The organism is Streptomyces sp. NPDC005576 (assembly GCF_042871745.1).
Taxonomy (GTDB): domain Bacteria; phylum Actinomycetota; class Actinomycetes; order Streptomycetales; family Streptomycetaceae; genus Streptomyces.
The window spans coordinates 126,588-141,989 of record NZ_JBIAJC010000020.1 but is presented as its reverse complement, the minus strand read 5'-3'; the positions used below and the strand labels follow the sequence as shown (position 1 = coordinate 141,989).

Here is a 15,402-nt window from a genome sequence, read left to right as displayed (position 1 = left end):
CTCGAAGAACCCGTCATCCACACCCACCCGCTCCAGACCCAGCACCCCCGCGAACACCCCGCAGAGAACCGCCTCCCGACCCGAAACAACAACCCTCGACCCCGAATCCGAACCCGAACCCACCGAAGGAAGCTCGGGGGCGGGCAGAACCTTCTTGTCGAGCTTGCCGTTCACCGTCAGCGGCAACGCCCCCAACGACACGAACACCGAAGGAACCATGTACGCCGGCAGCCGCCCCGTCGCATACTCACGCAACTGCTCCGGCGCACCCACCACATAAGCGACCAACTGCCGGTCGCCCGGACGGTCCTCGCGTACCGCGACCGCCACCTGATCGACCTGGGGGTGCGTGGCCAGCACCGCCTCGATCTCAGCCGGCTCGATACGGAACCCCCGGATCTTGACCTGGTCGTCCACCCGGCCCACATACTCCAAAGCCCCGTCACGGTTCCAGCGCACCACGTCACCGGTCCGGTACATGCGCGTCCCCGGCGCCCCGAACGGATCAGCCGGAAAACGCACCGCGGACAACCCCGGCCGCCCCAGATAACCCAACGCCACACCCGTACCCGCCAGATACAACTCACCCGGCACACCCTGCGGAACCGGACGCAGCCCACCGTCAAGAACGTACGCGCGCATCCCCGCCAGCGGTCCGCCGATCGGCGCGGAACCGCCGGGCACCTTGTCGGCCGGAATCCGCCAGGCCGTGGCGAAGGTCGTGGTCTCCGTCGGCCCGTATCCATTCACCAGGGCCAGACCGGGACAGTCGCGCAGGGCGCGGTCCACCGCGCCGACGTCCGCCGCCTCACCGCCGAACCACACCTCGCGCATTCCGGCGAGGGAGTCGGCGGCCTCCCGCACCAGGACGTTGAAGAGGGCCGACGTCATGAAGGTCGCGGTGACGCCGTGCCGGGTGACGGCGGTCCGCAGCTCCTCCGGGCCCAGCTGCCCTCCGGGTGCGACGACCACGCGGCCTCCGCGCAGCAGCGGCGCCCACATCTCGTACGTCGAGGCGTCGAACGCGTGCGAGGAGTGCATCAGCACCCGCTCGTGCGCCGGACCGTCGAACGACGGATCCAACGCCAGATCCACCACGTTCGCGTGGGTCACCACGACGCCCTTCGACAGACCCGTCGTACCCGAGGTGTACATCACATACGCGACCTGTTCCGCAGGGATCCCGCCTCCGGAGAGTGTTCCGGCCGGCAACGCGGCGACGTGCTCGGCCACCTCGCTCAGCGCGACGCAACCGGTCTCCTCCGCGAGCCCTCGCGGCAGCTCGGTCCGGTCGGTCAGCAGCAGCGACGCCCCCACGTCGCGCACGATCCACGCCAGCCGTTCGGCCGGGTGGGCGTCGTGCAGAGGTACGTAATGCCCGCCCGCCTTCACCACCGCCAGCTCCGCCACCACCAGGTCCACCGACCGGTCCAGCAGCAACGCCACCGGCGTCCCGCCGGTCACCCCCTGCGCACGCAGGTAGTGCGCCCACCGGTTGGACCGCGCATCCAGCTCCGCGTAGGTGAGCTCGTCCTCGTCCGACACGACGGCGATCGCGTCGGGAGTCTCCATGACCTGCTGCTCGAAGAACTCCACGATCGAGAGCTGCGGCGAGGGTCGTCCGGGGCCGCCCCAGGTCGCCAGGATCCGGTTGCGCTCGGTCAGGTCGAGGAGCGTCAGGTCATCGACGCGACGGGCCGGATCCGCGGCGACTTCGCCCAGCACCCGGCCCAGGCGCTCACCCAGGACCTGGACGGTCTCCGGGTCGAACAGGTCCTGGGCGTACTCGACTTCGCCGGTGATTCCCGCCGGGCTGCCCGTCTCGCCGAACTCCTCCCGCAGGTCGAAGAGCAGGTCGAATTTGGCCGGGGCATCGCCGGTGGGCATCAGGGAGGGAGCGATGCCGGGCAGGTCGAGGTCGGGTTCGGGGGTGTTCTGGAGGGTCAGCATGACCTGGAAGAGGGGGTGCCGTGCGAGCGAGCGCTCGGGGTTGAGCACCTCCACCAGCCGCTCGAAGGGGACGTCCTGGTGCGCGAAGGCCGACAGGTCCGTCTCCTTGACCCGGCCGAGCAGCTCCGCGAAGGTCGGGTCACCCGATACGTCCGTCCGCAGCACCACCGTGTTCACGAAGAAGCCGACCAACTCGTCCAGGGCATCGTCGGAACGTCCCGCCACCGCAGTGCCGAGCGGAATGTCGTGTCCGGCGCCCAGGCGCGAGAACAGCGCGGCGAGCCCGGCCTGGAGGACCATGAAGAGAGTGGCACCGGATTCCCTCGCCAGCCGGATCAGCGCGGCGTGCGTGCCGGCGTCCAGCCGCCACTGGAGCCGGCCACCCCGGTAAGAGGCGACAGCGGGGCGGAGCCGATCTGCCGGAAGCTCCAGCACTTCCGGCAGATCCGCCAATTGCGCCTGCCAGTAGGCGAGATGTGCATACATGAGGCTGTCGGGGTCGTCCTCGGCGCCGAGAGTCTCGCGCTGCCAGAGGGCGTAGTCGGCGTACTGGACGGGGAGCGCGGGCAATTCCTCGCCCCGGTAAGCGGCCTGGAGGTCGCGCATCAGCGGGGCCAGCGACCAGCCGTCGCCCGCGATGTGATGCAGCACGATCAGGAGTACGTGGTCATCCGGGCCGGTCGCGAACAGCTCTGCGTGGAGAGGGGGTTCGGCAGTCAGATCGAAGGAGCGGTTCGCCGAGGCGGTCAGCGCCGCGAGCAACGTGGACTCATCCACCTCCTTCACGGGGAGGGGGACCGTGGTGGCGTCCAACACGAGCTGACGGGGACGCCCGTCGGTTTCGGGGAACACCGTCCGCAAAGCCTCATGACGAACCGTCACTTTCTCCAGGGCGGAGTGCAACAGGGTCACGTCCACGGGCCCCTGGAGGCGGATGGCGAGCGGAATGTTGTACATCCCGCCCCGACTGTCGATCCGGTCCAGGAACCACAACCGCGCTTGCGCGAACGACAGCGGAATCTCCGCCGGCCGGATTGCCGGCGTCACCGGCCTCCGCACCGCCGCCGCCTCCGACGCCAACCGGGCCGACAGACCCGCCACGGTCGGCGACTCGAAAACGGCACGGACATCCAGCTCGACCCGGAGCATCGTCCGCACACGACTCACCAGACGAGTGGCAAGAAGCGAGTGCCCGCCCAGCCCGAAGAAACTGTCGTCGATCCCGACCTTCTCCACGCCGAGCACCTCGGCGAAGATCCGGCAGAGTGCCTCTTCGCCCTCGGTACGCGGCCCACGCCCCCGACCCGTCTCCTGATCCGGAGCCGGCAGCGCACGCCGGTCGAGTTTTCCGCTCGCGGTGAGCGGAAGCCCGTCCAGCACGACGAAAGCAGAGGGAACCATGTAACCCGGAAGCCGGGACTCGGCATGGTCCCGCAGCCCGTCCGCCTCACCGACGACGTACGCGACGAGCCGCTTGTCACCCGGCCGGTCCTCACGCACCACGACCGCGGCCTGGGAGACACCCGGACGAGCGGCGAGGACCGCCTCGATCTCACCCGGCTCGATCCGGAACCCGCGGATCTTCACCTGGTCATCGGCACGCCCGACGAACTCCAGCGTCCCGTCCGCACACCACCGGACCACGTCCCCGGTCCGGTACATCCGCGCACCCGGACCACCGAACGGGTCGGCGACGAACCGCTCGGCCGTCAACCCCGCCCGCCCCACGTACCCACGCGCCACACCCGCGCCCGCGATGTACAACTCACCCGGAACACCGACCGGCACCACCCTCAACCACTCGTCCAGCACGAACACCTCGGTGCCCGACACCGGACGGCCGATCCCCGGCACACCCGAACCGCCGACCCGGCCGACCACCGAGTACACCGACGTCTCCGTCGGCCCATACCCATTGGTCACCCCCTCCGAGACCGCGGCCAGCCGGGTGGCGAGCGAGGCGGAAACCGCCTCACCGCCCATCAGCACCCGTACACCCGCCAAGGAATCGGGGACCTCCGCGACCAGCGTCTCCCAGAATGTCGGTGTGGCCTGCATGAACGTCGCTCCCGACGCGACCACCAGCGCCCCCAGCCGGACCGGGTCCAGCACCACCTCCCGCTCCACCAGAACCAACCGCGCACCCGCCAGCAACGGAACGAAGATCTCCACGTTCGAGATGTCGAACCCGAACGTCGTCACCGCCATGAACCGGTCCGCCGCCGACACCGCGAACCGCGCCCCCATGTCCGCGAGAACATTCTCCAGACCACCCCGCGTCACCCCCACCCCCTTCGGCCGACCCGTCGAACCCGAGGTGTAAAGGACGTACGCCAAGCAGTCCGCCGACGCCGCCGTGAACACCACGTCCGGCAGCAGAACCTGCTCGTCGTCCGGACCGTCGACAAGCAGCAGCCCCTCCACCACCGGAAGCCGCCCCGCTACCTCCCCCGAAGTGATCACACACTCGGCAGCAGCGTCCCGCAGCACATACTCCATCCGCTCGGCCGGCAACGCCGGGTCCGCCGGCACGAACGCCGCACCCGCCCTCACCACGGCCCACAACGCCACCACCAGATCCAACGACCGCGGCAGAGCCACCGCCACCAACCGATCCGGCCCCACACCCCGCCCCACCAACACCCGCGCCAACCGCTCCGCACGGACATCCAACTCCCCGTACGTCAACGACTCCTCACCACACACCACAGCCACCGCGTCCGGCGCCGCGGCCACCTGCCGCTCGAACTGCTCCACCAACCCCGGTCCGCCGGCCGCCGGCTCACCCCGACCCCACTCGACGAGCAACCCGCGCTCCGCTACACCCACCACATCCAGCTCACCCACACGCACATCGGGGCGAACGGAGATCTGCGCGAGCAGGCTGCCGAGCCGGGCGCAGAGTGCCCGCACGGTCGGCAGGTCGAAGAGGTCGTGTGCGAACTCCACCTCGCCCGCGATGCCCGCCGGGCGCCCGTCCGTGTCGAAGGTCTCGCGGAGGTCGAGGGTCAGGTCGAACTTGGCGACGCCTCCGGAGACGCCCTCCAGGGAGGGGGTGATGCCGGGCAGGGTGAGTTCGGGCTCCGGCGTGTTCTGGAGGAGCAGCAGCACCTGGAAGAGCGGGTGCCGCGACAGGGAGCGCTCCGGATTGAGCACCTCCACCAGCCGCTCGAACGGCACGTCCTGGTGCGCGAAGGCCGACAGATCCGACTCCCGCACCCGTCCGAGAAGTTCACGGAACGACGGGTCGCCGGACACGTCCGTGCGCAGCACCAGCGTATTGACGAAGAAGCCGACCAGGTCGTCCAGGGCCTCGTCCGACCGCCCCGCGACCACCGTCCCGAGCACGATGTCCTCACCGGCGCCCAGCCGCGAGAAGAGCGCCGAGACCGCTGCCTGCAGCACCATGAACACGCTCGCTCCGGCGTCCCTCGCCAGCGCGGTCAGCGCCATGTGCGTCGACGCGTCGATCCCCCAGTCGGTCCGTCCTCCCCGGTAGGAGGCCACCGCAGGCCGCGCCCGGTCCGTCGGAAGATCCGAAAGCTCCGGCAGGTCCGCCAGACGCTCGCGCCAGAAGGCCAGTTGCCGTGAGGTGAGGCTCTCCGGGTCGTCCTCCGAACCGAGCACTTCGCGCTGCCACAGCGCGTAGTCCGCGTACTGGAGAGGCAGCGGCGGGAGTTCCCGGCCCGTGTACGCCGCCTCCAGGTCCCGCATCAGGGGAGCGAGCGACCAGCCGTCACCGGCGATGTGGTGCAGCACGATCAGCAGCACGTGGGAATCCGGTCCGGTGACGAACAACTCCGCCCGCAGCAGGGGCCCGTCCGTCAGATCGAAGCCGCGCGCGGCCGAGTCTGCCAGCAGGACGCCCAGTTCGCCCGCCGCGACCTCGCGCACCGCGAGGGGGACGGGTGCCGGCGCCAGGATCACCTGCCGAGGCTCCCCCTCGACGACCGGGAACACCGTGCGCAGCGACTCGTGCCGTGCCGCCACCACGTCCAGCGAAGATCCCAACGCCCGGATGTCCAAGGGTCCTTCGAGCCGGATCGCGAGGGGAATGTTGTAGGTGCCGCTGTCCGCGTCCAACCGGTTCAGGAACCACAGCCGTGTTTGCGCGAACGAAAGCGGCAGGATCTCCGGCCGCTCCCGCACGCCCGGCGGAGGAACCGTGGCGGGGTGGTGTCCCGGCGCCTCGCCCTGTCCGAGGCGTGCCGCCAGTCCCGCCACCGTGGGGGCCTCGAAGACGTCGCGGACCGAGACCTCCACTCCGAGTGCGGCGCGGAGGCGGCCGACGAGACGGGTGGCGAGCAGGGAGTGGCCGCCCAGCTCGAAGAAGTCGTCGTCGACGGTGACCCGGGGGACGCCCAGCACGTCGGCGAAGTGGACGCTCAGGATCTCCTCCCGGCCGGTCCGGGGCGCGCGCCCTTCGCCGGCCTGGGAGGCGGGGGCCGGCAGTGCCTTGCGGTCGAGCTTGCCGTTCGGGGTGAGCGGCAGCGTGTCCAGGGTGACGAACGCGGTCGGCACCATGTACTCGGGCAGCCGGGCGGCGGCGTGTCCCTTCAGCTCCCAGAACTCCGGCGGCTCGGTCGCGGCTGCCCGGGTGACGTATCCGACGAGCCGCTGGCGGCCCGGAGCGTCCTCGCGGACCATGACGACGGCCTGGCCCACCCGCGGGTGGGTGGCGAGCACCGATTCGATCTCGCCCAGCTCGATGCGGTGGCCCCGGATCTTGACCTGGTGGTCGCGGCGTTCCAGGAAGACCAGGCTGCCCTCGGCATCGTGCCGTACGTAGTCGCCGGTGCGGTACATGCGCGTGCCGGGGCTGCCGGAGAACGGGTCGGCGACGAACACCGACGCCGTGCGCGCCTGGTCCGCGAGGTAGCCCCGCCCGACACCGGTACCCGCCACGTACAGCTCGCCGGGGGTGCCGGCCGGGACGGGTCGGAGCCGGTCGTCCAGGACGTACAGCCGGGTGTTGCGGACCGGGCGGCCGATGGGGACGGCAGCGCCGTCGCCGAGGCCGCTGAGGGAGTCCGCGTCGAGGACGGCGTGCGTGACGTCGTCCGAGCACTCGGTGGGGCCGAACGCGTTGATCAGCGGGATCGTCGGGTAGGCCCGTAGCCAGCGGGTGCACACCTCGGCCGGCAGCGCCTCGCCGGTGACCATGAGGAACCGCAGATCAGGAAGAGCGGGCAGCGCCGAGCGCGCGGACGCCCAGCCGTCCAGGGCGGCGCGCAGCAGGGACGGGACGACCTCCAGCACGGGGATGCGCTCGTCGGCGGTGACGGCGAACAGCTTCCACGGGTCGAGGGCGGTGTCCCGGTCGACGACGCGCACCGTACCGCCGACGGCGAGCGGGGCGAGCATCTGCCAGACGGAGATGTCGAAGGTGAGCGGTGCGTTCTGGACGACGGTGTCGGCGGCGGTGAGCCCGCAGTCCTCGATCTTGGCGAGAAGGTGGTTGTTCATGCCTCGGTGGTGGACCATGGCCCCCTTGGGGACTCCGGTCGAGCCCGAGGTGAAGATGAGGTAGGCCAGGTCGTCGGGGCCTGTCGGGACCGGGGGTTCCCAGGTACGGCCCGCGCCGCTCTCGACCACCACCCGCACGCCGGAATCCGCCGTGATGTCCAGCGCTTCCGTACGCAGTCGACGGGGTGCCACGAGTGTCTTCGCGCCGCACCGCTCCAGGAGCGACCGGGTACGCGCCGCCGGAGCCGCCGGGTCGAGGGGTACGTACGCGGCTCCCGCCGCCATCACCGCGAGGACGGACGCGACGAACCCTGCGCCGGGCACGGCCAGGAGCGCCACCACGTCGCCCCGGCGCGTGCCCACCGCGCGCAGGTCGTGGGTGACGGCTGCGGTGCGGGCGGCCAGGTGGGCGTAGGTGACGGGAGTCGCGTCGACGTCGACGACCGCGACGGCGTCCGGCCGGGCTTCCGCGTGCTCCTGGACGCGGCGGGTGATGTGGCGCAGGCCGCCGTCCTCGGTGGCAGCGGTGTCGTTCCAGGTGTTCAGGAGCAGTTCGCGCTCGGCGTCCTCGAGGACGTCGATCCGGCCGATCGGGGTGTCGGGGTGGGCGAGGGCCCGGGACAGGAAGCGCAGGAGCCGCCTGTGGTGAGTGGCGATTGCCTCGTCCGTGTACAGATCGCTGTTGCCGTCGAGGTGGAGCGTCACCTCCCGGCCGTCGTTGCGGTCGAGCGCGCTGATCTCGATGTCGTCCACGACGCCGTTGGAGAGGTTGTGGGCGGTGACCGGGTGGCCCCCGAAGGTGACGTCGTAGTCGAAGGGCATCACGTTGACGACCACTCCGGCGGTGCGGTTCCCGCCGCCCGCCGCCTGGAGGTCGCGGGCGATGTCCTCCTGCCGGTAACGCTGGTGGCGTACGGCGGAACGCGCCTCCACCGCGCACCGGCGCACCAGTTCGGCGAACGTGGTCTCCGGAGAGACGTCCAGGACGAGCGGCAGGATGTTCGAGGTCAGCCCGGGGGTGGCGCGCAGCACGGGGGTGGTGCGTGCCTGGAGGGGGAAGCCGAGCGACAGGGTCCGGGTGCCGGCAACGGTGTGCAAGTAGCCACCGACGGCCGCCAGCAGGCCGATCGGCCACGGTGCGCGGCTCTGCCGGGAGACCCGCTTGAGGTCCTCCATCAGTCCCGCCGGCAGGGCAGCGCTGCTGCGCCGGAAGGCGAGGGTGGCCGGGGCCGTGCGGGCGGTCAGTGAGACCGCTTCGGGTCTGCGTGCCGTCCGGGAGCGCCAGAACTCCTGGTCCTGCGCGAATTTCCCGGATGCCCGGTAGCTGGTGTCCTCGGCGATGAACTCGTCCAGTGAGGCGAAGACACGCGGGCTGTAGTCGGTGCCGTCGACCAGCGCCGTGTAGATCTCGGCCAGCCGCTGGCAGTAGATCCGTCCGCCCATGCCGTCGCCGATGAGATGGTGGTTGCGCTGGTAGTAGAGGTAGCAGTTCTCGGAGATCTTGAAGAGGACGTCCTCGAAGTACGGTCCGGACACCATGTCGACGGGCTGGACGAGGCGGTGCTTCATGATCCGGACGGCTGCGTCGCGGCCGTCGGGCCGTTCGCTGAGGTCGAGGTGTTCCAGCCGGACCGGCCGGGGGTCGGGGAACTGCCACAGACCGTCCTCGTCCTCGGCGAAACGGACCCGTACGGTGTCCATCTCGTCGAGGGTGAGGACGAGCGCCCGGCCGAAGAGATCCGTGTCGACGGGCCCGTGGATCTCCAGGTACTCGCTGGTCACGAACGCGTTGTCCGGGTTCAGCTGCTGCGCGTACCAGACTCCCTGCTGCGCGGCGGTGAGCGGCCGGCGCTCGTTGCTGGGTGTGGCCGCGGACGCGGACGTGGTCATGTCGAATCTCCCCGAAATCTGCACGAGTGAACTGCTGTTGTCCGTTGGGTGGCGCCCGGTTGGGGGGACGCGCCGGCCCGTCCCGTCGCTCAGGCGGTCCAGCGGCGGAGCACGACCACCGCGTTGTGGCCGCCGAAGCCGAAGGAGTTGCTCATCACCACGTCGACGTCGTGGGCCTGGGCGGTGTGCGCGACGAAGTTGACCGAGGGATCGATGGGTGTGTCGCAGTTGATGGTGGGCGGAACCACGCCCTCCTTGATGACGAGGGCGCCGATGATGGCCTCGACCGCTCCTGCGGCGCCGATCATGTGTCCGGTCATCGACTTGGTGGAACTGACCGGAATGGACTCGATACGGTCGCCGAAAACGGCTCGCAGCGACGCGAGTTCGGCCTGGTCGTTGAGTTGCGTTCCGGTTCCGTGCGCGTTGACGTAACCGACGTCGCCGGGGGTGATGCCGGCGTCGCGCAGCGCCTCGTGCATCGCCCGGCGCACCGAGATCCCCTCCGGATGGGGGGCCGTCCAGTGGTAGGCGTCCGAGCTCGCGCCGTAGCCGACGACCTCGGCGAGGATCCGCGCGCCGCGTGCCCGGGCGTGCTCGGCGGACTCCAGGACCAGCACGCCGGCGCCGGCGGCCATGACGAAGCCCGCCCGGTCCTCGTCGAAGGGCCGCGAGGCCTCGGTGGGGTCGCCCTGCCTGGCCGACAGGGCGCGGGCGTTGCCGCTGCCCGCGATGTCCACGCGGGTGATGATGTCGTCCGCGCCGCCCGCGAGGACGACATCGGTGGCGCCGGTGCGGATCCAACGGGCGGCCTCGCCGATGGCATCGGTACCCGAGGCGCAGGCGCTGCTGGTGGCCCTGGACGGGCCGCGGGCGCCGGTGATCATGCTGATCTCCCCGGCGGCGCTGTCGATGGCCCCGGTGATGGCGGCCATCGGTGCCACCGCGCGCGGTCCCTTCGCGTCGAGGTCGCGGACGTGGTCGGCGATGGACTTCATCGGACCGTAGCCGCTGCCGATGAGGACACCCACCCGGTCGGCGTTGGTCGCGTCGATCGTGAGCCCGGAGTGTTCCAGGGCCTCGTGGGCCGCGACCAGCGCGTAACGGGCGTACGGATCGGTGCGGCGGACCACTTTGTACGGGAGGTGCTCGGCCGCGTCGAAGCCCTTGACCTCTCCGGCGATCCGCACGGGCAGGTCGTCCGCCTCGACCTGGGTGATGGGGCCGATGCCGCTGCGGCCGGCCAGCAGGCCCTCCCAGGTGGCCGCGGTGTCCAGGCCGAGCGGGGTGACCATGCCCCAGCCGGTGATGACGACCCTGGTGCGGTCCTTGTCAGCGCTGTCCGTCGCCATCACGCGCCCCCCTCGATCGTGTCGGTCGTGCTGACCGCCCCGGTCGTTCCGGGCGGGTGCGGTGCGTCGTCCGGCGCGGGCAGCAGGGGGAAGTCACCGCCGCCCGCCACCGCCCCGAACAGCGAGTCCGTCAGGGCGACGGGCACGTGCAGGACCACCGGCTGCCCGGACACGCAGAGCTTCCAGGCCCGCTCGACGTCCGCCCGCAGGGTGGCCTTGTCGTCGAGGGTCGTCCGGCCGGTGCCCAGGTCCTCACGTCCGGGGCGACGGGGTGCGCCCGGGGTGGTGAACCGGTAGCGCGACAAGGGCGTCTCCCGCTGGTCGAGCTGGCTCTGCAGCCAGCCGTAGCCCCCGTTGTCGAGGACGACGTACATCACTCCGAGACGTTGCTCGGCGACCGTCACCAGGTCGGACTCGAAGAGTCCGAAGGCCCCGTCGCCCACGAACGCGACGACGGGCCGGCCGGGTGCGGCGGCCTTCACCCCGGCTGCGGCTGCCGCGCCGAAGCCGAGGCTGGTCTGCTCGGAAGGAACGACGGAGCCGCCCGACCGGCCCAGGTGGTGCACGGGGTAGCGGTAGGACCACATGTCCTGCAGCCCGTTCTCCTGCACCAGGACGAGATCGTCGGGAAGCACGTCGGCGAGGACGGCCAGCACCTCGGCGATGCGCGGTTCCGGCTCGGCGGCCAGCTCGTCGAGGTGGGCGCGATGGGCCCGGTGCAGGTCCGCGTGGACGTCGGCGGCGCGGGCCGTCCACTCGGCGGACGGCGAGCAGACCGCATCACGGGCCAGCTGCCCCGCCGTCAGGGCGGCAGCGTCGGCGAGGACCTTGGGACCCGCGTAGTCGGTGTTGAACTCGGCGGCGCCCACGTTGACCTGCACGACCGGCACCTCGGTGCCGATGCGGCGGGGCCATCCGAAGGTGGCGGTCTCCTCCAGACGGCTGCCCAGGGCGACCACGCAGTCCGTCTCCAGCCAGAGCCCGGCGGCCGCATCCGGGAGGTAGAGCCCGGCGAGGCCGCAGAAGCGGGGGTGGCTCTCGTCGAAGGAGCCGCGCCCGCTGGCCGTGCAGAAGACGGCGGCTCCCATGTGGTCGGCGAGCCGCTCCAGCATGCGGCCGGCGTTGTGGTGACGCATCCCGCCGCCGACGAGCAGTACCGGCCGTTGGGCGGACTTGAGGGTGCGGATCGCCTCCGAGTCCTCGGCGAGCTGCACCGTCCGGGGCCGTACCGCCTCGTACTCGGACGTCGCGTCGGCGTCGTACGGGATCTCGGCGGCCAGCAGGTGGTCGGGAAGCTCCAGATACACCGGGCCGGGGACGCCTTCGCGGGCGACCATGAGGGCTCGGCGCAGCAGGGGGACCAGGCGGGCGGGAGCGTCGACGCGGGCGGCCCACTTCACCAGCGGTGTCACCAGGGCCAGTTGGTCGAGCTCCTGGAAGGCTCCCGCGCCGCGCCTGTCGGCGGCGGTGCCCGCGGAGAGCAGGACCAGGGGCGCCGACGACGACGCGGCCTCCAGGAGTCCGGTGAGGGCGTTGGTGACGGCGGGGCCCTTTCCGGTGAAGGCGATGCCGGTCCTGCCGGACTGGAGGGCGTAGCCGGTCGCCATGAACAGGGCGTTGCGCTGGTCCCGGCAGAGCACCGCGCGGATGTCCGTGGTGTCGAGGGCGGCGAGGAGGTCCAGGTCGTCGGCGGGGAGGCCGAAGGCGTCCTGCACTCCGGCCCGTTCGAGAACCCTGACGACCGCTTGCCAGCAGCCGGTCACGGTCGCCGTGTCGTCCTGGTCGGCGACGGTGCTCATCGCGGGCCTCCGGCGGGTATCGCGTGGTCGGCGACGGCCTTGGAGATGAGCAGCGGCTCGGTGTGCCGCACGCCCTTGATAGCGGCGTAGTTGGCGCGGACACCGGTGCCGCCGAAGGGCTCGTTGCCGTTCTCGATGTCGACGAGGGTGCTGTTCACGCTGACGGTGTGGCGGCGGCGGAGCAGTTCGACCAGCGCGGGGTCGTCACCGTAGACGGTGGCGGCCATCGCCCGTTCCTCGAAGTACTGGTGCGTGAGCATCGAGCACAGCCAGTCCCGCCCGCTGTACGGCACCACGTTGAAGATCGGCGCGAACATCTCCGGCGGCCGCACCGGGGACTCGACCGGTCGCACCAGCACGGTGGGGCTGAGATGGCCCTCGGTGAGGTCCGCACGGCCGCCGGCGGCGATGAAGGCGCGGTTGTCGACGAGATGACTCATGGCGGACTCGAAGGCGTCCAGGTAGTACATGGAGCCGTAGTCGGCCGCCGCGTCCTCGTTGCGGCCGTGCTTGAGCGAATTCACGCGCCGGGCGAGGAGATTGCAGAACTGTGAGCTGAGCGAGGTGTGCACGAAGTAGACGTCGGGACCGAAGCAGTCCTGCCCGGAGTTCATCATGCGCGCGTGCAGTGCGCCGTTGACCGCGCTGCCGAGATCGGCGTCCGGGCCCACCACGAACGGGTTGACACCCTGCCCGAAGTACAGGAACAGCTGGTCCTTGCGGAGCCGGCCGCGGATCTTCTCCGCGTTCTCGAACGCGCCGGTGAACACGAGCACTTCGGCACGGGTGGCCTCGCCTTCGAGGAACTCGCGCTGGCCGGTCGGGCACTGCTCGATGGGCAGGTCGTGCACGGTGCCGAGCAGTTTGTGCAGCTTGGCGGTCTGGTCGCTGATGCGCCCGGAGGGGCGGAACGACACCCGGTTGCTGTAGAGGCTGGGGATCAGCAGGTACAGGACGTAGCTGTAGAGCGGGATGTTCGAGGGCATGAGCACGCTGATCTGCTCCACGCGCGGCGGCCCGAACCTCATGACCTCGTCGTACGCGCCCTCCAGCGCCTTGACGGAAACGTCTATCTCCCCGCACGCGGTCCGGTAGTTGCACGTGGCGAAGAGTTCCTGGAGAACCTCCTCGCGCCGCGTGCGGAGCAGGTCCGTCACGGCGCGCAGGGCATCGAGTCTCTCCTCGAAGGGAATTGCGTACGCCGCCGGATCGGGCGTTTGCCCGGAATGCACCCGGGCCTCTTCACCCTGCGACCCTTCGCGGGCCAGAACCTCAATCATCGCAGTATGCCTCTCGTGGAATTCCGGGCCACTGGTTTCCGCTCCGGGTTTCGGTTCGGCGCCGCGTTCCTGGACGCCATTTCGAGCAATGCCATGTCCCGCAGGGCCCGGCGGTCGACTTTCCCCGTGTTGTTCAGCGGGAACTCCTGAAGAACGACCACACGGTTGGGGCGTTCGTGTTCTGCCACGCACCGGGCGAGTTCCTGCCGCCATTGGCCGGCCGGTCGGCCGGTGGCGTCGGCGACGAAGAACACCAGCTGCATCCGGTCGTCCCGCCCCCCTTGGACGGCGACCACCCGGACGCGTGCTCCGCAGGCTCCGGCCCGCTCCGCGATCGAGTCCGGGTAGAGGGTGAATCCGTTCCGGTGCACGGCGTCCTTGCGACCGAGGACGGTCAGGTTCCCGTCGGCGTCCAGCCGGCCGATGTCGTCCGTCCGGTACTCGTCGCCCTCCACCGGCAGCACGGTGCCTCCGGGGCCGAGCAGGCCGGTCATGTAGTCCGGGGAGCGGACGACGATCTCACCGGTCTCGCCCGTGGGGACCTCGCGTCCCGCGTCGTCCTGCACCCGGACCTCGATGCCGTCCAGCGGCCGGCCGCAGCCCCGGGGTTCGGGGTGCACGGCGAGGGCGATGTTGCCCGCCTCGCTGCTGCCGTAGCCGTCGAGCAGCGGGCTCCCGACCGTACGGGTGAAGCGTTCGTCCAGCTCGCGGCCGAGCGGCTCGCCGCCCACGCACCACATCCGGACCGTGCCGATGCCGCTCGCTCCGGCCCGTGCGCCGTCGAGCAGGTTGAGCAGGGTGAAGTAGGTGGCCGGCACCGCGTCGACCACGGTGACGCCGTATGCGCCGATCGCCTCCAGCGCTCGGTCCACCCGCTGGCTGCTGGTCTGGAGCACCAGCGTCGCGCCGGTCTGCCGCCACAGCAGCAGCATGGACAGCCCGTACTGGTGGGTGAAGGGGAGCAGCGGCAGCAGCACGTCCTCGCCGCGGTAGGCCATGCGGTCCGCGGTCCGCGCGATGTTGGCGCGGACCGCGGCGCCGGAGCGCACGATGCCCTTGGGCACGCCGGTGCTGCCCGAGCTCCAGACGATCAGCGCGTCCTGCCGGGCGAACCACCGGTCGAAGCCGGCGGGCCCGGTCGCGCCGGGGGGTGCCGCGCGCTTCACCGGTGCCGCGTCCTCGGTGTCCGCGTTCGCCGCGGTGTCCGTGTCTGCCGGGGTGTGCGCGTGTGCCTCGGCGACCAGGTCCGACAGCAGTTCCTGCCCGATCCCCTCCCCCGGCAGTTCGCTGTCGGTGAGAATCCGGTCCGCTCCCGCGCCGGCAGCCAAAGATGCCTGCTGGGTGGCGGGCAGCCGCCGGTCGGCCAACGCGACCGAGACCCCGCATTCCATCAGCGCGAACAGTACGAGGATGAATTCCAGGGTGTTCTCACCCGTCAGCAGAACCCTGCTCCGCTCATTGATTCCCCGTCTGCGCAGTTCCCGTGCGACGGCGGTACAAGCCCCGTCCACGTCGGCCGACGACATTCGACGGCCCTCCGCGTTGATGAGCATTCGCCCAGCACACCTCCACCCCGACTGACGATTTCTCAGAACGGCATCCTGACGAAGGCGACTACAACTGATCTATACTTGCCGTGCGCCGTCGAAGAGTGGTCATTTCTCG

5 protein-coding genes are annotated in these 15,402 nt (G+C 70.8%); all 5 read right to left on the bottom strand.

The annotated features are described in order from the left end of the window. The coding region (locus tag ACFYPN_RS29865) for an amino acid adenylation domain-containing protein (protein WP_389302559.1) at positions 1-9,306 on the bottom strand (9,306 nt) is incomplete at its 3' end. 89 nt (positions 9,307-9,395) lie between these two features. After that, positions 9,396-10,658, bottom strand: a complete 1,263-nt coding sequence (gene fabF / locus ACFYPN_RS29860) for a beta-ketoacyl-ACP synthase II (protein ID WP_389302557.1) — start codon at positions 10,656-10,658, stop codon at positions 9,396-9,398. Beyond that, a complete protein-coding gene (locus tag ACFYPN_RS29855) occupies positions 10,658-12,457 on the bottom strand; it encodes a thiamine pyrophosphate-binding protein (protein WP_389302554.1) in 1,800 nt (599 codons plus the stop codon). Before ACFYPN_RS29855 ends, fabF begins: the two co-directional genes overlap by 1 nt. Continuing rightward, positions 12,454-13,737 carry an aldehyde dehydrogenase family protein gene (locus tag ACFYPN_RS29850; protein ID WP_389302551.1) on the bottom strand — a complete coding sequence of 428 codons (1,284 nt, stop codon included), beginning with the start codon at positions 13,735-13,737 and terminating at the stop codon, positions 12,454-12,456. Before ACFYPN_RS29850 ends, ACFYPN_RS29855 begins: the two co-directional genes overlap by 4 nt. Then, on the bottom strand, positions 13,734-15,290 hold the full coding sequence (locus ACFYPN_RS29845) for a class I adenylate-forming enzyme family protein (protein WP_389302548.1): 1,557 nt from the start codon (positions 15,288-15,290) through the stop codon (positions 13,734-13,736). The genes ACFYPN_RS29850 and ACFYPN_RS29845 overlap by 4 nt, the downstream gene beginning before the upstream one ends. Positions 15,291-15,402: the final 112 nt, after the last annotated feature.